Source organism: Hymenobacter sp. UYAg731 (assembly GCF_054061335.1).
Window position 1 is genome coordinate 545,897 of sequence record NZ_JBSSEC010000004.1, and the last position, 18,881, is coordinate 564,777.

Consider the following 18,881-nt stretch of genomic DNA (forward strand, 5'->3'; position numbering starts at 1 on the left):
TGAACGTCATGCAGAGCGCCGCGAAGCAGCTTGCCCGCTTCGTTGCTAAAACTATTGATTACTACTGCGGGCAAGATGCTTCGCGGCGCTCTGCATGACGTTCTGGGTTTACTCAGGAACTCAATACGTCACCAGATACACGTCCAAATCAGTGCCATCACCCGCCACGGCTCGCAGCAAATCCGACGTCACGCCGCGCCGCGCAAGCTGGCCCCACAGGCCCTTTTCGCTGGTGATGCCGCACACGAGCAGCGTGGCCTCCTTCTCGTGGGCCACCCGCCGGATGGCGGCTACTACGTCGTCGTCCTTCACCCGCAGAATCTGGGCGCCCAGCTCGGTGGCCAGCTGTAAGTTATTGAGCAGATGGCGTTGCGTGGCCAGCCCGATGCGCTCGGCCGTTTCGCGGCCGGTCTGCACATACAGCACGTACCAAGCGGCCGCCGAGAACCGGTCGGCCAGCCGCGAGGCCTTGCGGATGATTTCGCGGGCGGCCTTGTCATTCGAGTTGATGCAGGCCAGCAGGCGGTCGTCGTTGCGGCGGGCGGGCAGCACGGCGGGCGCGCCGCCGGCTTCGGACTCCACCTGCCGGCCCAGCAGTTGGGCTACCTCGCGCACCGCTAGCCGCCGCAGCTGGAGCAGGTTTTCGGCCTGGAAAAAGTTGGCCAGCGCGGTGGGCACTTTGGCCGGGTCGTATATCTTGCCGTCCTCCAGGCGGGCGCGCAGCTCGCCCACGGTCAGGTCCACGTTCACCACCTCGTCGGCGGTTTTCAGCAGCTGGTCGGGAATGCGCTCGGTCACGTCGGTGCCGGTAATTTTCAGCACCTGGTCGTGCAGGCTTTCGAGGTGCTGCACGTTCACGGCCGTAATCACCGAAATGCCCTGCGCCACGAGGTATTCCACGTCCTGCCAGCGCTTTTCGTGGCGCGAGCCGGGCACGTTGCTGTGCGCCAGCTCATCGACGATGACCACCTGCGGCCGCCGCTGAATGATGGCTTCCACGTCCATCTCCTCCACCGCGTGGCCTTTATAAAAAACCTGCTTGCGGGGCAGCAGCGGCACATGTTGAAGCTCGGCCACGGTGCCGGCGCGGCCGTGCGTTTCCACGTAGCCGAGCAGCACATCCACGCCGTGCTGGTGCAGGTCGTGGGCTTCCTGGAGCAGGCGAAAGGTTTTGCCTACGCCGGCAGCCAGGCCCAGATACACCTTCAGGGTGCCGCGCCGCCGCGCCTGCACCAGGCGCAGAAACCGCTCGGCAGATTGGTCGCGGGGGTCGGCGGCGGGGTTCATGTGATTGGGGAAAATTAGAGCGTAGTGCTTCATCTATCGTCCTTTCTACACCGCGCCAGTCCTTTAGCCCAAATCGTTCAACGACAAGGCGCAAAATGTTGCGTCTCTACATCGTTGAACGACCTGCTAAAACGACAGCGCGATGCTCGTCGTGATGTTGCCGTAGTTGCGGCTCGCATTCGTTTCGTGCTGGAAAATAGCATCCCGGCTGCGCAGGAAGCGGCCTTCTACGCGGAAAGCGACGTTGGACGCGGGCAGGTAGTCGAGGTTGAGGGAACCGCCGGCTGCCCGAAAATCGGCATCGGTGAGGGCGGGCTTGATGCTGTTGATGATGACGCCGCGCTCGGCGTAGTAATACTCGCCGCGCAGGGTGGTCGAAAACTGGTCCGCCAGCTTGTACTTCACGAAAGCCGCGCCCGTGTGCCAGGTATCGTGGGTGGAGTTGTTGGCGCTTTTCTGCTTGCCCACATCAAACACCACGGCTAGGTTGACGCGGTCGGTGGCGGCGTAGGTGATGTAGAAATCGTGGAAGTAGCGGCGGCGGATGAGCGAGTCGGTGGGCTGCTCATTGCCATAAAAGGTGCTGCTGTTGATAAGAATCTTGTCCGACGGCTTCCACTGAAGCTGGGTGCCGAGGGCCTTGGCCTGGTTGGTTTCGCGGATGTTCTGCCAGCCATTCAGCACCAGCCCGGTCAGGGTCAGCTTGGGGCCAACTTCGTAGGTAAAGCGGGCTCCGGCCTCGTAGTAGGGCGAATTTTCGGCCATCAGCGAGCGGGTCAGCGTCCAGTTATCCTTCGAAATGGCCGACTCGAACCCAATATGCGAGCCGAAAATCCCGAAGTCCAGCCACGCCTTTTTGAAGGGCCGGAACCCGGCATACGCCTCGTAGAGGTGCTTGAACACCTGGTCCTCGGCCGCATAGTTGGCCGATACGTAGGAGCCCGCGTGCAGGCCCACGGCCCCGCGCACGTTGCCATCGTCGTAGCGCACCCCAACTAGGCCCTGGTTCACGGTTAACTCATTCTGCCGGTTGTGAGAGTACAGGAAACCGGGCCGGATGTTGGTATTGCCGTGGTTGAAATCGTAGGAATAATACCCGTCCACGAATCCGTAGTAGGTGAGTGGGCCGGGCACAGGCGCGGCGGGAGCAGCGGGTGCCGGCACGGCCAGGTTCGGGTCGGTGGTAGGAGCAGTTTGGGCAGCGGCGGCCAGCGGCAGGGCCGCCAGCAGCAGGAAAGCAGGAAGTTTCATCGGAAATTTTTGTGCAAAAGAAGCTACTTGGCCGTCAGTGCGTCGAGGGCCAGGTTTAATTTGAGAACATTCACGCGGTCGGGACCCACGGGGTTGGTTTCGGTTTGCTGCTGCACCAGCGTTTGCACGCGGGCCACATCGAGCTTGCGGGCCGCCGCCACCCGCGCCACCTGCACCAGTGCCCCGGCCAGCGAAAGGTGCGGGTCGAGGCCCGAGCCGCTGGCCGTAATCAGTTCGGCAGGCACGTCGGCGGCTTTTACGCCGGGGTTTTGGAGCAGGAAGGTATCGAGCCGGGCTTTCACCACGGCCAGATATTCGGGGTTGCTCGGGCCTTTGTTCGAGCCGCTGGAGCCGTCGGCGTGGTAGTCGGCCGCCGAGGGGCGCGAGTTGAAGTATTCGGGCCGGTCGAACTTCTGGCCTACGTTGGCGAAGCCCACCACGCGACCGTTGCGGCTAATTTGGACGCCTTCGCCCTGGCCGGGGGCTGCCTGGGCTACGGCCCACACTAGGGCGGGATAGAGGACGCAGCACAGCACCATCATAGCGAGGGTAAGGCGGAGGGAGGAAATGAGTTGGGATTTCATGAGTTTTACTTAGATGTAATTTTGAGTCATGCCTGACATCCCGATTCCAAATAATGAGACGGTTACCGTGATGGTGGCACAAACCACTTTCGCTGTTTTAACAATGCCTGAAGCACAGTTTCGGGTTGACTTTATCGACAAAGCGGAAGCATATCTAAAGCCCGGTATGCGAGGCAAATTCATTAGTTGCTCGGAGCATCCGCTGCTGCTTAGCTACAACAGCAGCTTGGTGACTCTCTACATTAATTCGCGTCCTCAAGACCCGGAGAAGCTGCTTGGCGAGATTCAGCGAAGAATCGAAGGAGTATTCCAAGGTTGGCGCGACTGGCGTTGCATCTTGAATGGGGGGAAACATCATGGTGAAAATGTGTTGCGGCAAAACCTGCTCGATGGTTCCGGCATGTTTCTCCCTGATGCACCAGCTACAGTGGCCAGAGCTGTTATTGAGGCTTGCAGAGAGTATGGCGCAGCGACGTATTTCCAGGGCGACATGGAGAATACGTCACCCATAAATCCGCTGCGTCACCTGCTGCTAATCGGCACTGGCTACGTCATTGCGCGTGATTTCAGCTTCGTTCAATTGCCGCGTTCTACAAAAATACCCCCACAATCAGGTCCAGAATCTTAATCCCGATAAACGGCACTATCACTCCGCCGAGGCCATAAATCAGCAGGTTCCGCCGCAGCAGGGCCGAGGCTCCTACCGGCTTATACGCCACGCCTTTCAGCGCCAGCGGCACCAGCGCGGGGATGATGAGGGCGTTGAAAATCACGGCCGAGAGAATGGCCGATTGTGGCGACTTTAGGCCCATTACATTGAGCGCGCCCAAGGCCGGAATGGCCACCATGAACAGCGCGGGCACGATGGCGAAATACTTGGCTACGTCGTTGGCAATTGAAAACGTGGTGAGCGTACCGCGTGTCATGAGCAGCTGCTTGCCGATTTCGACCACTTCGATGAGCTTGGTGGGGTCGTTGTCGAGGTCGACCATATTGCCGGCTTCCTTGGCGGCCTGGGTGCCCGAGTTCATAGCCACGCCCACGTCGGCCTGGGCCAGGGCGGGGGCATCGTTGGTGCCGTCGCCCATCATGGCCACCAGCTTGCCCAGCTGCTGCTCGGCGCGGATGTACTGCATCTTGTCCTCCGGCTTGGCTTCGGCGATGAAGTCATCGACGCCGGCTTTTTCGGCGATAAATTTCGCGGTAAGCGGGTTGTCGCCGGTCACCATCACGGTTTTGATGCCCATGGCCCGCAGCCGCGCAAACCGTTCCTGAATGCCTGGCTTGATGATATCCTGTAACTCCACTACGCCGAGCACCCGGTCGTTTTCGCTCACCACCAGCGGGGTGCCGCCGTTGCTGGCTACCGCCTTCACGCGGTCGGCCACGTCGTCGTGGTACACCTGACCGGCAGCTTCGGCCAGCTTGCGGATGGCATCGGCCGCGCCCTTACGGATGCGGGTGCCGCCGGCCAGCGTGACACCCGACGAACGGGTTTCGGCCGTGAACTTGATAAGTTCCGCGCCTTCGAGGCGATTGCGGATTTGGGCGGGGTCCACTTTGTTGTCGCGGGCCAGCTCCACGATGCTTTTGCCCTCGGGCGTTTCGTCGGTGAGGGAGCTCACGGTGGCCTGCTCGATGAACTCCTGCATGCCCACGCCCGGCGCAGGCCAGAAGTGCGTCGCCTTGCGGTTGCCGATGGTGATGGTGCCGGTTTTATCCAGCAGCAGCACATCGATGTCGCCGGCCGTTTCCACGGCCTTGCCGCTCTTGGTGATGACGTTGGCCCGCAAGGCGCGGTCCATACCCGCGATGCCGATGGCCGAGAGCAGCCCGCCGATGGTGGTCGGAATCAGGCACACAAACAGCGCGATAAACGAGGCCACCGCAATGGGTGTTTTCGAGTATTCGGCGAAGGGCTGCAAGGTCACACACACAATCACGAACACCAGCGTAAAGCCGGCCAGCAAGATGGTGAGGGCAATTTCGTTGGGCGTTTTCTGCCGCGAAGCGCCTTCCACCAGCGCAATCATCTTGTCCAGAAACGACTCGCCGGGGGCGGTGGTCACCTGCACCACAATGCGGTCGCTCAGCACCTTGGTGCCGCCCGTGACGGACGATTTATCGCCGCCCGCCTCCCGAATCACGGGGGCCGACTCGCCGGTAATGGCCGATTCGTCAATCGTGGCCAAGCCTTCGATAATCTCGCCGTCGGTGGGAATCAATTCCCCGGCTTCGACCACGAACACCTGCCCTTTCTGGAGCTGGGCCGAGCTCATGGCGACCATCGAACCGTCAGGCTGGCGCACGTTGGCGGGCGTATCCTGGCGGGTTTTGCGGAGCGAATCGGCTTGCGCTTTGCCGCGCGCCTCGGCAATGGCCTCGGCGAAATTGGCGAAAAGGAGCGTCAGAAACAGCACCACGAACACCGTGAAGTTGTAGCCGAAGCTGCCCTGCGCCGCATCGGGCTTCAGTAGTAGGCCGATGGTGACGAGGAACATCACCACCGTGCCGATTTCCACGGTGAACATCACCGGGTTGCGGAACATGATGCGCGGGTCGAGCTTGACGAAGGCCTGGCCGACGGCTTCGCGGACCAGCGCGGGTTGAAAGAGGGATTGGGATTTGGTTGCCATTGAGAATGTCAGCGAAAGGACCGTAGTGGTGTAGCGTAGACTCTGCGAGTCCGCGTTTCCGCGCCGGTCAGGTATTGTTTGGGTATCGTTTTGGCGGAACGCGGACTCGCAGAGTCCACGCTACGGCTATTGATACAGCGTGAAATGCTCGGCCAGCGGGCCCAGCGCCAAGGCGGGGAAGAAGGCCAGCGCGGCGATAATCCAAATCACGAAGAAGACCATCACGCCGAAGGTGGCGGTATCGACGCGCAGAGTGCCGGCACTTTCGGGAATGAATTTCTTGCGGGCCAGTAAGCCTGCTATGACCACCGGGCCAATGATGGGCAGGTAGCGGGCCAGGATGAGCACGAAGCCCGTGCTGATGTTCCACCACGGCGTGTTGTCGCCGAGGCCCTCGAAGCCGGAGCCGTTGTTGGCGGCCGAGGAGGTGTATTCGTAGAGCATCTCGGAGAAGCCGTGGTAGCCGGGGTTGGCCAGCCAGCCGGCGTATTCGGTGGGGTGGCCGGCGTAGAGATGCGTGGCCATGGCCGTGCCCACCAGAATCAGGAAAGGGTGCAGCAGGGCGATGATGATGGCAATTTTCATCTCCCGGGCCTCGATTTTCTTGCCCAGGAATTCCGGGGTGCGGCCCACCATCAGGCCCGAGATAAACACGGCCACGATGATGAAGACGAAGAAGTTGAGGAAACCCACGCCCACGCCGCCGTAGAAGGCATTGGTCATCATGCCCAGCAGGGTGTTCATGCCCGAAATGGGCGTGAGCGAGTCGTGCATGGCATTGACCGAGCCGTTCGAGGTGACCGTAGTTTGGATGGCCCACAGCGCCGAGGCCGCCGCGCCGAGGCGCACTTCCTTGCCCTCCATCGAGCCCAGGCTTTGGTCGATGCCCAGGCGACTAATTGCTGGGTTGCCGTGCATTTCGAGGGCCACAGTGGGCACTTGCAGCAGCAGGTAGCCGGCCGTCATCACACCAAACACCATCCAGCCCAGCTTGGGGCGGCCCAGGTAGAAGCCGAATGCCAGCGCCAAGGCAATGGGGATGAGCACAATCGCGCCGTTCTCCACCGCGTTGGTGAGGTAGGTGGGGTTTTCGAGCGGGTGGGCTGAGTTGACGCCGAAGAAGCCGCCGCCGTTGGTGCCGATTTGCTTGATGCCAATCAGGGCGGCGGCCGGGCCACGGCTCACGCTCACGGAGTCGCCCTGCACGGTCACGATGGGGGCTTTGGCCTGCCAGGTCATGGGCGTGCCCTGGAACACCACCACCAGCGCCACGGCCAGCGACAGTGGCAGCAGCACGCGGGTGATGCTCTTCACGAAGTAGTTATAGAAGTTGCCGAGCTTCTCGGCAGTGCCTTCTTTCAGGGCGTTGAAGACGACGATGCAGGCGGCCATGCCGGTGGCGGCCGTCACGAATTGCAGGAACATCAGGCAGAACACCTGCGAGAAATACGTCACGCCCGACTCGCCGGAGTAGTGCTGCAGGTTGCAGTTCACCAGGAAGGAAATGGCCGTGTTAAAGGCCTGGTCGGGCGTCATCGACGGGTTGTGGTCGGGGTTGAGCGGCAGGCTGCCCTGGGTGCAGAGCACGAACATGGCCCAGATGAACCAGACCAGGTTGATGGTGAGCAGCGCCACCAGGTGCTGCTGCCAGGTCATGCCCCGGTTGGCATCGATGCCGCCGATGCGGAACAGCAGGCGCTCGAACGGCGCGAGGAAATCGGTCCAGCTTTTATCGCCCCGGTAAACGGTGGCCAGGTAGCGGCCCAGCGGAATAGCTAGCAGCACCGTGCTGCCGAAAATGAGCAGGATGCCGAGAAGTTCTTTGTTCATGGGTATTGAGGTTGTGAAGGCGAGGTAGGGCGCGGGGTTGTACCCGGTAGGGCTTGGCCCCGCCCCCACATCAGAATTTCTCTGGTTTCAGCAGCACGTAGCAGAGGTAGCCGAACGTGACCAGGGAGAGCAAAAGCAGGGCGAGCATCATAGCAATAGCGGCAAGGCGATGAGATGAGAAATCAGATGCGGTCGAAGAAGTCGACCGAGCGGTAGAAGAGCCAGAAGGCGGCCAGGCCAAGGGCGGAGAGCAAGGGAACCATCAGAAGGGGATTCATGAGCGGGGATTTTAACAGGGTTGCCCAAGGCCCCTTGCCAATCGGGGTCCACCTCGGATGGACGGAACCAAAATTTTATTTATTAATCTGATAATCAGTATACTATTTTTATGTACACTCTACAGCCCAACCAGCCTAAACGCAGAAAACCGGGTCATTCTGACCCGGTGTGGTGGTCAGAATAACCCGGTATTTGCGGCAGTGGTCAGCTAGTCAGCCCGCCTACAGCCCGTACTCCTGAATCTTGCGGTACAGCGTTTTGGTGCCGATGCCGAGTTGGCGGGCGGCTTCCATCTTGTTGCCGCCGGTATCGAGCAGCACCTGCCGAATCTGGCGTTTTTCCTGGGTGCGCAAGGTGTGGTCGGCGGCTTCGTCGAGGCCCGGGGCGGGCAGGATGTGGTGGAATTCGGGCGGCAGGTCGTCCACGGTTAGCGTGTCGCCGTCGGCCAGGATGGCGGCGCGTTCGAGCACGTTCTTTAGCTCGCGCACATTGCCGCGCCAGTCGTGGGCGCGCAGCTGGGCCAGCACCTCGGGCGCGAGGCCGCGCAGGCGGCGGCGCAGCTTGGCGGCGAAGAATTGCAGAAAGTAATTGGCCAATTCGGGCACGTCGTCGCGGCGCTCGTTCAGGCCCGGCACGGGCACCGTGAACACGGCCAGCCGGTAGTAGAGGTCGGGGCGGAAGTGGCCGGCTTCGGCTTCCTGGCGCAGGTTGCGGTTGGTGGCGGCCACAATGCGGACATCCACGCTGGTGGGCCGGGTATCGCCGAGCTTGGTGAACTGCCGCGTCTCCAGCACCCGCAGGAACTTGGCCTGCACATTCAACTCCAGCTCCCCGATTTCATCCAGGAAAATGGTGCCGCCGCTGGCTTCTTCCAGTAGCCCCTTTTTATCGGCCAGCGCCCCCGTAAAGGCCCCTTTCCGGTACCCAAACAGCTCCGATTCGAGCAAATCGCGCGGAAAAGCCGAGCAGTTCACGGCCACAAACGGCTTGCTGCGGCGCGGGCTGGCCTGGTGAATGGCCTGGGCAAACAGCTCCTTGCCCGCGCCGGTGGGGCCTTCCAGCAGCACGGTACTGTCGGTGGGGGCGGCGCGCTGGGCCAGCTTTTTGGCCTGTTCCAGCGCGGCCGAGTGCCCAATCATCGAATCGAAATCATACTGCGCCCCTACCTTTTTTTCCAAATCGGCCACGCGACGCTGGAGGCGGGCTTTTTCGGCGGCGCGGTCCACTACCACAATGAGCTGGTCGTCGGAATCGCCCTTGGTGAGGTAGTCGAACGCGCCTTCCTTCATGGCGCGCACACCGTCCGGAATGGTGCCGTAGGCCGTCATCAGCACTACTTCGGCCAGCGGGGCGAGGGCTTTGTAGCGGGGCAGCAGGTCGAGGCCACGGCCGTCGGGTAGCTTCACGTCGCTCAGCACCACGAGAATTTCGTCGGCGTGCTCGCGCAGGTCTTCGAGGCCGCGTAGGGCGTCAGGAGCCTGGCGCACGCGGTAGCCTTCCAGCTCTAGGGTGCGGGCCACGGCCTGGCGCAGCATGGCTTCGTCGTCGATGAGCAGAATGGTGCCAGTGGGCATGGGCGGGGGCGTAAAGGATGGGCGCAAAAAGCCCGTCAAAGCTACGCCGGCCGCTGTTTGCACCTTCCTGCTATGGCTGGGCAGCTAGGGCCGGCTGGCCAGTCCCATACGCGCCACGGTTTCGCCCTCGAAGTCGAATTCAATTAGAATGGCGGGCTCGTTGCCCACCACCCAGCCGTCGTGGCCCGGCGCAATGGCTACCGCCTGCGGGGCCGCAAACTCTTCCAGCGCACCGTCGGCGTACTGGATGTTTATCCGGCCACTGGCCAGAAAACCGACGTGCGCGTGCATGCACAGCGGCGTACCCACAATGTCTTTAAGGTTTTTCGACCACCGAAAGCCCACCGGGTACACAATTCGCTTGACGCGGGCGTTGCCGGTGGGCACTACATCAACGTGTACGCCGCCGACTTCGCGGTGCGTGGCACCCTTCATCGGGCCGAGGAGAGAGGACGTTTCCATGCCCTAACCTACGCATTTTCAGCTATTTTTTCGTCATGGCGGCGGCCACTACTTTGGTGTTAGCCGGCAGTGGCACTTCGCGGGAAGTTTCGAATTTGCCGCCTTCGGGAGCAGTTTCCTCCACGCGGCGCTGCACCACGCGCAGGCGGCGGCCATCAACGTGCAGCACGGCCAAATCGGAGCTGGTGCCGGTGGCGGCCGAGTAGCTGCGGAAGCCCATGAGCATGCCGGGCGGGAAGTTGGCGGCTTTGGCCTTGGCGGCGTCCACCACATCGGGCTTGCCCTCGAATTTACCCAGGTCGATATCCATTGGTGCGCTGCCCTGCACCACCAGGTGGGCGCTGGTGCGCGGGTGGGCGGGGTCGTCAGCATCGGGGGCGGGCCGGAAGCGGAACGATGCTTTCAGGGTTTCAACTGCGGTCAGGGCGGGCATGGCAGTTGCTGGCGTAGTGGCCACGGCATCGGGGGGCGGAGCGGCCAGGGCAGTTTTGGCCGAGTCGGCATGGGCCACGGCCGCCGGCGTAGCGGCCGCTTCCGGGGGCGTAGCCATGGGCGTAGACGTAACGGGAGCCGCCTGGTTGCAGCCTGCCAGCAACAGGGCCGCGCTCAGAGTCAGAATCGAGGATTTCATGGAAAACGGGATGACAGGAGTTGGGGCTGTAAGATTAAGCAAAATTGCTGAACCCCGGCTTTTCCAGCGCTCAGCGCAACCCCAGCAGCCAAGAGCAGCCCGGCTCCGGAAGCGCCGCAAAAAGCCCGGCCGCGTTTCCGCAGCCGGGCTTTTCAGGAATTGCTTTTCGAACCGAAACGCGGCCTACCAGCGGCGGCCACCCCGGCCGTAGCCGCGGCCCCGGTAGCCGTAGTACGGCCGGGGTGCGTAGTACACGGGGCGGGGCGCGTAGTAGGGCGCGGGGGCAATAATGACGGGACGCGGCGCAACATACACCACGGCCGGCCGGGGCGGGTAGTAGCGGGGACCGTAATAAGCCCGGGGCGGGCCATAGTAGCCGCCACCCCCGATACGCACCGAAACCTGGGCACTGGCCGCCTGGCTGCCGAGCAGCAGCAGGCATAGACCCAGGGCAAAAAACACTGATTTAGTCCGCATAAGAATTCGCACCGAAGCGCGCTGATTAATGATGGAAGGACGATTTATGGATTTTAGACGCAAACGCCGCCGCAAGGTTTAATGGTTCGGCTAGGGAAGTTGAATGCGGTAGGTGGCATCGGCCGCGCCGCCGAACAGGCCGTAGCCGGGGCGCACGTTGGAGGCCAGCGGGGCGGGCTCGGCAAAGGGGTTGCCGTCGGAGTCGTAGTAGCGTCGGCGCGAGAGGTAGAAGTCATAAGCGTCCTTGGTGATGCTGCTCACCGTGACTTCGATGAAGCCGGGCTGCGGGCAGCCGGGCTGGTAGCAGTAGTTGTAAAACGCCACATCCGAAGCCAAAGCAATGCGCTGGCCGTTCACGTTGGTGTCGGCAAAGGGGTAGATGCTGTACCGTTGGTTGACGCTGGAGAGCTGGAACTGCCCGATGCTCACGGCGCTGCTCTGGCTGTTATAATCAACCGATAGGCTGCCCCAGTTGCCGGGCTGGCCCTGCCGGTCGAGCAGGCGGGCAAAGGCCAGGTAGTAGTTGTCGGTGGCCGGGTCGTCGCGCAGCGCCAGATTGAGCCGGCCGGTGTACTGGCCCGAGCCCGAGGGGCCGGAGCCGGGCACGGTGCGCGGCTCGTAGCTGGCGCTTTCAATCGCGGGCGCGACGGGCATCACCAGGGTGCTCTCGGCGGTTTCGAGGCCGGGCAGGGTAGCGCGCAGCGTGAAGCGCTGGCCGGACTGCGGCCGGAAGCCCAGCACGGGCAGGTAGTAGCCGGGGTAGCCGGCGGAGCCGTACTGCGTGTTGCCGGCGGTGGGCCGGTAGCGCTCCACCACACTGCCGGCGGCGTTGCGCAGCTCCACGGTGGCATCGGGGCGGCCGGTCAGGTTGCGGGCATCAAACACGCGCTGGCTGTTGCTGATGAAGAGCTTGCGCTGCTGAAACAGGTCGGCAAAGGACGAGTCCAGTGGCGCGCTGGTGAGGGTGTACATCAGGGCCACACGGGGCGTGTGGGGCGGCTCGGGCAGGTCCGTGGCGCTTTCGCAGCCGGCCAGGGCAGCGGTGGCCAGCAGCAGGGTCCGGGAGAGGTTTTTTTTCATCGAAAGAAGGCGTTAAAACCGGAACGTTTTGCTGAACGACGGCAGAATGGGAAACAGCGACACCTGCCGGTAGCTCATCTGGGTGGCCCCGGGAGCCCGGCCCAGGTAGATGAAGTAGGGATTGTGGCGGTTGTAGGCATTGTACACGCTCAGGCTGTTCACCACTTCGCCCCAGCGCTTCTTTTTGGTGTGGCTCAGGTCGAGGTCGAGGCGGTGGTAGGCGGCCATGCGGTAGCTGTTGCGGGTGCCGTAGTCCTCAAAGGGCGGCTCGTAGCCGGGGCTCAGCGCGTAGCGGCCCTGCGAGAGCGTCACGGCATTGCCGCTGCCGTACACGAACGTGCCCGAAAGCGTGAGCGTAGGGCTGAACTCGTGAATAACCACGAGCTTGAAATCGTGCCGCCGGTCGTATTTGTAGGGGTACAGCTGGCCCTGGTTCAGTTCCGCAAAGCGGCGGTTGCTCCAGGCCAGGGTGTAGCCAATCCAGCCGGTGGTTTTGCCGGTTTTCTTTTGCAGAAACAGTTCGGCCCCGTAGGCCCAGCCCTGCCCGCTGGTGATTTTGCTCTCGTAGTTATCGTCGGTCGTCCCAATGAAATCTGCCCCTTCCCGAAACTCAATCAGGTTCTGCATGGGCTTGTAGTAGGTTTCCACGCTCAGCTCAAAGTCCTCGTCATGAAAGCGCAGGCTGCGGGCCGCGCCCAGGCTGAACTGCTGGGCTTTCTGGGGCAGAATGTTGGCCGTGGCGGGCACCCACAGGTCGGTGGGCAGGCCGATGCCGCTGTTGGTGAGCAGGTGTACGTACTGCGTGGTGCGGGCGTAGGCGGCTTTCAGGGCCCAGTTTTCGGTGAGCAGGAAGCGGGCCGCCAGGCGCGGCTCTACGCTGGGGTACAGCTTTTTATCGACCAGAAAGCTGTTTACGCGCAGGCCTACGTTCACCTTCAGGCGGTCGGTTAGCTTCACGTCGTCTTCGGCGTAGAGGCTGCCCTCGTTGGCCCCGATGTTGCGGCCGGTGGCCTTGTTATCGGCCGGGTTGGTGCTGCCGTCGGTTTGCATCGCGCCGGGCCGGAACTGGTGCCGGATGTACTGCCCGCCAAAGCGCACGTAGTGGTTGGGATTGGGCACGTAGTCAAAATCGGACTTAATGCTGATATCCTGAATATTAGACAGATAGCTGAGCGCAAAGTTATCGGTCTTGGCCTGGCCGTTGCTGTCCGTGAACCGGTCCTCCTGCGTTACGCCCACATCAAACTGGTAGCGCGTGTAGGTGAGGTGGGTGTTCATGAACAGCCGGTCGTTCACGATGTGGTTCCAGCGCAGGGCCGCGATGCGGTTGCCCCAGCCGAGGGCGCTGCGCTGCTTGGAGTAGTCGCCCTGGTCGCGCTTGGTGTCGTCGTTGGCGTAAAACTCATCGTAGCCCAGGTAGCCGCTCAGGTAGAGGCGGTCGCGGGGGCTCAGCTTCCAGTTCAGCTTGCCGTTGAGGTCGTAGAAGTAGTAGCCGGCCACCAGCCCATCGGCATTGGCTTTGATGAGCGGGCGGGCCAGAATATCGATGTAGGTGCGGCGGGCCGAGAAAATGAACGAGGCCGTGTCCTTCTTTATCGGCCCTTCCAGCGTGAAGCGCGAGGCAATAAGGCCGATGGCCCCCTCGCCGTGCAGCTTCTGCATGTTGCCCTCCTTCATCGTAATGTCCACCACCGACGACAGCCGCCCGCCGTACCGCGCCGGAAACCCGCCCTTAATCAACTCCACGTTCTTGATGGCATCGGCGTTGAAAATGGAGAAGAAGCCGAATAGGTGCGAGGCGTTGTAGATGGGCGTGCCGTCGAGCAGCAGCAGGTTCTGGTCGGGCGAGCCGCCGCGCACGTAGAGGCCGCTGCTGCCCTCGCCGCCGGCCTGCACGCCGGGCAGCAGCTGGAGAACCTTCAGCACGTCGGTTTCGCCAAAAAGCGCGGGCAGCAGCTTTATCTGGTTCACCGGGATGTTGATGGTGCCCATGCGCGTGCTTTCCGCAATTTTTTCCTCCCGGCTGCCCACCACTTCCACCCCGCCCAGCTCGGCGGAGGACGGTTTCAGGCGAAAATCATACGAGAAGCTGCGCTCCGCTTTGCGGGCCAGCCGCAGCTTCTCGTAGCCCAGCGCCGACACCAGCAGCCGCACCGAATCGGGGCTGGCGGCCAGTGTGAGGGAGTAGAAGCCGTAGGTGTTGGTGGCAGTGCCCTGGCCGCTGGCCGGATGCACCACGGCCACGCCGGGCAGGCTCTCGCCGGTGGCCCCATCGCGCACGTAGCCACTGATGGTGAACCGGTTATTTTGTTGCGCGTGGGCGGTAGCAGCCCCCAGCAACGCCACGCCGCCCACGGCAGCCAAGCGGAAAATTGGGTTCATAACGCAGAAAAAAGATGGAAAGGAACCGCACCCGGCGGGCCAGAGCGCTGCCCAAACGGTAGCTGGGCATTTTTATTTTAGGCGCGTGAATGTTGGGTGAAGAGCAAATTTCGGGCAACAGGGTTGCCTAGGGCTGCCAGTAATTCTCAAGAATAAGGACAAAAAAAGAACGTCATGCCGAGCGGAGCCGAGGCATGAAGTTCGCAATCAGCCCAATGGGCCAACCGTTCTACTTCTTCCGGTACCCCGCGTTCAAATAAGCCAGCACGGGCGTGGTGATGTCGAGGTTTTTCTCGCCATAGGCGATGGTACCGCTGGGCGCGGCAATAAGGATGAGCTTGTAGCCGTGGGCTTTGCCGTAGGCTTCCACCTTCTTGTTCACGCTTTCGAGCACGGTTTGGGTGAGCTTGGCTTCCTCCTGCTGAGCCTGCTGTTGCAGCATTTGCTGCTGCTGGGCCACTTGCTGCTGCTGCTCCTGGAGCTTCTGCTCGGTGGCGGCGCGTTGCTCGGCCGTGAGGCTCGGGGCTTGCTTCTGGTAGGCTTCTACGTTGGCTTTGAAGCCGGCCAGCATGGTCTGGTTCTGCTTCTCCCAGCCCCGGGCCTTGCCCTCGAAGGCCCGGCGGGCATCCTTCATGCCCTGGTAGCCGTCCAGCATTTTGCCCGACTCCACGTAGGCCAGCTTGCCCGAAAAGTCGCCGGTCATGTCCTGCACGGGGGCAGCGGCCACGGCGGGCTCGGTGGTGGTGGTTTCGGTGGTAGTGGCGGCGGCGGTATCGGCAGCGGGCTCGGGCGTGGCCATTACGGCCGTGCTACTATCGGTAGCCAGGGCGGGCGCTACGGGTGAGTGATTGAAATGCAGGAAGTACAAACCGGCCACGGCCAGCGCCAGCACGATGTTAATGGTAAGCTGAAGAGGGTTTTTCATTGAAAACGACTGATGAGGAAAGGACAAAAGTAGGGTAGACCGGGAGAAGGTTGAGAGCAGGGCAGGCCGTCATGCTTCGCTGCGCTCTGCATAACGTTTTTTCGCCTCGCCCGCGCAATGACAGCACCCCTACGCCGGCACGGCAATGTGCAGCAGGGCATCGCCCTGGTTCACCACGGGCATGTAGTTCAGCCCAATCACGTAGCCGCTCAGGGGCGACTCCAGCCGCACCGACTGCGCACCGTAGGGGTCGGCCACGGAGCCGTACACCTGGCCTTTCTCGATGTACTGCCCGTTCTCGACGTGCGCCCGGAACAGGCCCGCAAACCGCGCCCGCAGCCACGTATGCCGCCGGCAGATGATGCCCGGCCGGGCGGGCGCGGGCGCTTCCGGCCCCATGCCCAGGTGGTGCATTACCCGCAACGTGCCCGCCACCGCCTCCTCAATGCCGGGCTCATCGAGCCGCAGGCTTTCGCCGGTTTCGTACACGATGATGCGCTTGCCCAGCTCCTGCGCCGCCTCGCGCAATGACCCGCCCCGCAGCCCCGCGTGCAGCGTGAAGGGTGCGGCAAATGCCGCCGCCATGGCATCCACTTCGGGGTCGATGCCCAGCAGGGCGCGCACCTGGGGGAAGTTGGCCCGCGCTGCCCCACCCGTATGAAAATCGATGCCGTAGTCAATCAGGGGCATGATTTCGCGCATGAAGCGGTGGGCCACGCGCCCGGCCAGCGACCCGCGCGGGAAGCCCGGAAACGAGCGGTTCACGTCCTTGCCATCGGGCACGTCGCGGCTGAAATTCAGGAACCCGTAGATATTAAGAATGGGAATGGCGATGACCGTGCCCCGCAGCGGCGTGAGCAGCTCGCGCCGCACCAGCCGCCGGATGGTTTCGATGCCGTTCACTTCGTCGCCGTGCATGCCGCCCATGAGCAGCAGCGTGGGGCCGGGCTCCCGGGCGCGCAACACATGCACCGGCACGTCAATCACCGTGCCCGAGGGCAGCTTCGAAATAACCAGCCGCGTGAGCACCCGCTCGCCGGGCTGAATGGTGAGGCCGTTGAGGTTGATGGCGTTGGGAGAAGCAGGAGGCATAGGCAGAAAGTTGAACGGGAAAACTCCCCTGCTTTTTTAAGGAGGGGATGTTTGAGCCAAAGGCTCGGACGGGGGTAGTGCCCGTCGTTAAACGGTTTGAGCGTAGGACCAAAACGATGCCGGAACATCTTGGTTCTGAGCTGGAGCGCACCAGCCGCGAGCCGTTCAACGACGTTCACCACCCCAGCGTCCGCTGCATGGCCACGTCCCCTTCTTAAAAAAGGAGGGGTGTTTCCCTCACCCGCCTACTTGCCCGTGGGCACGTCCGATTGCGCATCTACGGCCTGCACGGAGCCTTTTTTAGCTTTGGGCTTCTCTTTTTTCTTCGCGGCGAGGTTAGCCGTGTATTCGATGATGCGACCGGCGATGTCCTGCTTGGTGGCTTTTTCGATACCCTCCAGGCCGGGCGAGGAGTTGACTTCGAGCACCAGCGGGCCGCGCTTGCTTTGCAGCATGTCCACGCCGGCAATGCCCAAGCCGAGGGCTTTGGTGGCCAGCAGCGCGGCGGCCTTTTCGGCCCGCGTGAGCTTCACGAGGGTGCCGGAGCCGCCCCGGTGCAGGTTCGAGCGAAACTCGCCTTCCTTGCCCTGGCGCTTCATGGCCCCCACTACTTCGCCGTCCACCACGAAGGCGCGGAGGTCGGCCCCCTTGCTTTCGGCAATGAACTCCTGCACGATGATGCGGGCCTTGAGGTTGTGGAAGGCTTCAATGACCGACTGCGCGGCCTTGGCCGACTCGGCCAGCACCACGCCCAGGCCCTGGGTGCCTTCGAGGAGCTTGATGATGACCGGCGCGCCGCCCACCTGCTCAATCATGGCCGGCACGTCGGCTGAGAAGTTGGTGAAGGCGGTTTTGGGCATGCCCACGCCGGCGCGGCTCAAAATTTGCATCGAGCGGAGCTTGTCGCGCGAGCGCACGATGGCTTGGCTGTCGATGGCCGTCCGCACCTTCATCATCTCAAACTGCCGCACCACGGCCGTGCCGTAGAACGTGACCGAGGCCCCAATGCGGGGAATTATGGCGTCGAAGCCTTCGAGCGGCTCGCCCTGGTAGATGATGCCGGGCTTCCCTTTTTCCAGCACAATGTTGCACTGCAAATGGTCGATGACCACGGCTTCGTGGCCCTGCGCGACGGCAGCCTCTACCAGCCGCTGGGTGGAGTAGGATTTGGGCTCACGCGAGAGAATGGCCAGTTTCATCGTGGAGGATTGGTGAATTGGTTGATTAGTGGGGTGGTGAGATGGTGGATTGACGACTTAAAATTTACCCTCCCACCAATCCACTACCCTGCAAAATTAGTCAGGGACGGGCGCGCCGGGCAGTAGCGCGGGCCAGGAACTTGTAAGAAAGGTTGCGCTTGGCCACATCCACCACAAACCGGCCCTGCCGCAACAGACTGCGCCCCAGCAATACGGGGTATTTCATGTCGGAGCGGTCGGACAGCGAAAAATCGGCTTCAAAAGCCTCGCCGTAGAGCTGCACCACCGCCCGAATGACGTAACGTTCCTGCACCTCGCCGTTGCTGGACCGGATGTCGCGCAGCGCAAACTCCGTGAAAGCCAGCGGCCGGCCGTCGGCCCCCTCGTGGCCGGGGTCGAGCAGGTTCACCATCAGCACGGATGGCTGCCCGGCCGGGGCTTCAATGTGGATATTGGTGCAGTGAATGGCGCTGGTGTACGCGCCGGTGTCCACTTTGGCCTCGACGCCGCCCAGGGCGAAGGCTGGAAAATCAACCAGCTCGCGGCGGCCGAGAATGCGCTTGACGGGACGGTTCATGCGGTGAATATAGAGCCCAGCCGCGATGCGGCGTGTAAAAATCGACCCACCGGCCACAACAAGCCGGCCGAGCCTGTCGGGCCGGCAGGAAGTCCCGCCGCCCCTTTAGCCTCGGCCGGAGCAGAAAAAAGGAAGGAATAGCCGCGACAAAAAGCCGGGCAGTGGCTCGCAGCAATTAGCGGTACTTGTCGAGCGGGTCGATGCTGCCGCCCTGCTCGCGGCTGAGGCGCTCGTACTCGCGCTGGGTGCGCTGCTCGTAGCTGAAGCCGCCGTAGGTCGCAATGCCGCGCTTAATCAAGCCCAGGCCCCAGAAGAAGGTGACCCACAGCGGCCAGGGAATTTCGGAGTGGAAAGACCGGCCGAAATGGTGCGGTTCCGTGAAGGCCCAGATAACCCACAGCGTCGCGTTCACGAACAAAAACGACAGCAGATGCGATTGGAATTTGGCGCGGGCTTTGGCCTTTTGCCACAGGTAGGGGTCGCGTTGCAGGGGTTCCATGAGCTTGGGGATGAGGTTGGTTGGAATTGATGATTAAATATAGCAGCTTAGCTTCACCGTCCGCAAGTAGCAGTTGCCGAACGGTCGGGAAAGGCTTCCCAAGCGTCGAAAGCAGG

At 62.3% G+C, this 18,881-nt stretch carries 18 protein-coding genes; 1 reads left to right on the forward strand and 17 read right to left on the reverse strand.

The features are described from left to right. Window positions 1-120 precede the first annotated feature (120 nt). From ACVWYF_RS14400 to kdpC, 3 genes are all read right to left on the reverse strand, one after another. Complete coding sequence (locus ACVWYF_RS14400; protein ID WP_457069158.1) at window positions 121-1,287, reverse strand: sensor protein KdpD; 1,167 nt, start codon at window positions 1,285-1,287, stop codon at window positions 121-123. Between the two features lie 126 nt (window positions 1,288-1,413). Further along, a complete protein-coding gene (locus ACVWYF_RS14405; RefSeq protein WP_457069160.1) occupies window positions 1,414-2,538 on the reverse strand; it encodes a porin in 1,125 nt (374 codons plus the stop codon). Window positions 2,539-2,561: 23 nt separating this feature from the next. Next, window positions 2,562-3,122 carry a potassium-transporting ATPase subunit KdpC gene (gene kdpC, locus ACVWYF_RS14410; protein WP_457069162.1) on the reverse strand — a complete coding sequence of 187 codons (561 nt, stop codon included), beginning with the start codon at window positions 3,120-3,122 and terminating at the stop codon, window positions 2,562-2,564. A gap of 28 nt (window positions 3,123-3,150) precedes the next feature. Here kdpC and ACVWYF_RS14415 point away from each other — a divergent pair, with 28 nt between their 5' ends. Continuing rightward, window positions 3,151-3,750: a hypothetical protein gene (locus tag ACVWYF_RS14415; RefSeq protein WP_457069164.1), complete on the forward strand. Its 600-nt coding sequence runs from the start codon at window positions 3,151-3,153 to the stop codon at window positions 3,748-3,750. Here the strand turns inward: ACVWYF_RS14415 and kdpB are convergent. The 14 genes from kdpB to ACVWYF_RS14485 form a co-directional block, all read right to left on the reverse strand. Next, window positions 3,713-5,758, reverse strand: coding sequence for a potassium-transporting ATPase subunit KdpB (gene kdpB / locus ACVWYF_RS14420; protein ID WP_457069166.1), 2,046 nt, complete (start codon window positions 5,756-5,758; stop codon window positions 3,713-3,715). The genes ACVWYF_RS14415 and kdpB overlap by 38 nt on opposite strands. Before the next feature lie 126 nt (window positions 5,759-5,884). Then, on the reverse strand, window positions 5,885-7,588 hold the full coding sequence (kdpA, locus tag ACVWYF_RS14425; protein WP_457069168.1) for a potassium-transporting ATPase subunit KdpA: 1,704 nt from the start codon (window positions 7,586-7,588) through the stop codon (window positions 5,885-5,887). A gap of 70 nt (window positions 7,589-7,658) precedes the next feature. Next, window positions 7,659-7,739 (reverse strand): K(+)-transporting ATPase subunit F, encoded by an 81-nt coding sequence (kdpF, locus tag ACVWYF_RS14430; RefSeq protein WP_457069709.1) that lies wholly within the window; start codon window positions 7,737-7,739, stop codon window positions 7,659-7,661. A gap of 349 nt (window positions 7,740-8,088) precedes the next feature. After that, window positions 8,089-9,441: a sigma-54-dependent transcriptional regulator gene (locus tag ACVWYF_RS14435; protein WP_457069170.1), complete on the reverse strand. Its 1,353-nt coding sequence runs from the start codon at window positions 9,439-9,441 to the stop codon at window positions 8,089-8,091. 84 nt (window positions 9,442-9,525) lie between these two features. Next, the gene (locus ACVWYF_RS14440; RefSeq protein ID WP_457069172.1) at window positions 9,526-9,903 is read right to left on the reverse strand and encodes a hypothetical protein; all 378 of its coding nucleotides are present in this window, start codon (window positions 9,901-9,903) and stop codon (window positions 9,526-9,528) included. Window positions 9,904-9,925: 22 nt separating this feature from the next. Continuing rightward, the gene (locus tag ACVWYF_RS14445; RefSeq protein WP_457069174.1) at window positions 9,926-10,534 is read right to left on the reverse strand and encodes a hypothetical protein; all 609 of its coding nucleotides are present in this window, start codon (window positions 10,532-10,534) and stop codon (window positions 9,926-9,928) included. A 183-nt stretch (window positions 10,535-10,717) separates the two neighbouring features. Then, on the reverse strand, window positions 10,718-11,011 hold the full coding sequence (locus ACVWYF_RS14450; RefSeq protein ID WP_457069176.1) for a hypothetical protein: 294 nt from the start codon (window positions 11,009-11,011) through the stop codon (window positions 10,718-10,720). A gap of 90 nt (window positions 11,012-11,101) precedes the next feature. Next, entirely contained in the window at window positions 11,102-12,091 is a 990-nt protein-coding gene (locus ACVWYF_RS14455) for a DUF4249 domain-containing protein (RefSeq protein ID WP_457069178.1), read from the reverse strand. 12 nt (window positions 12,092-12,103) lie between these two features. Beyond that, the gene (locus ACVWYF_RS14460; RefSeq protein WP_457069180.1) at window positions 12,104-14,473 is read right to left on the reverse strand and encodes a TonB-dependent receptor; all 2,370 of its coding nucleotides are present in this window, start codon (window positions 14,471-14,473) and stop codon (window positions 12,104-12,106) included. Between the two features lie 229 nt (window positions 14,474-14,702). Next, entirely contained in the window at window positions 14,703-15,398 is a 696-nt protein-coding gene (locus ACVWYF_RS14465; protein ID WP_457069182.1) for an OmpH family outer membrane protein, read from the reverse strand. Between the two features lie 129 nt (window positions 15,399-15,527). Beyond that, window positions 15,528-16,490: a succinylglutamate desuccinylase/aspartoacylase family protein gene (locus tag ACVWYF_RS14470; RefSeq protein ID WP_457069184.1), complete on the reverse strand. Its 963-nt coding sequence runs from the start codon at window positions 16,488-16,490 to the stop codon at window positions 15,528-15,530. Between the two features lie 245 nt (window positions 16,491-16,735). Further along, on the reverse strand, window positions 16,736-17,689 hold the full coding sequence (gene rimK / locus ACVWYF_RS14475) for a 30S ribosomal protein S6--L-glutamate ligase (RefSeq protein ID WP_457069186.1): 954 nt from the start codon (window positions 17,687-17,689) through the stop codon (window positions 16,736-16,738). Between the two features lie 100 nt (window positions 17,690-17,789). Then, window positions 17,790-18,266, reverse strand: a complete 477-nt coding sequence (locus ACVWYF_RS14480) for an ATP-dependent zinc protease family protein (protein ID WP_457069188.1) — start codon at window positions 18,264-18,266, stop codon at window positions 17,790-17,792. A gap of 175 nt (window positions 18,267-18,441) precedes the next feature. Further along, window positions 18,442-18,765 (reverse strand): 2TM domain-containing protein, encoded by a 324-nt coding sequence (locus tag ACVWYF_RS14485; protein ID WP_457069190.1) that lies wholly within the window; start codon window positions 18,763-18,765, stop codon window positions 18,442-18,444. Window positions 18,766-18,881: the final 116 nt, after the last annotated feature.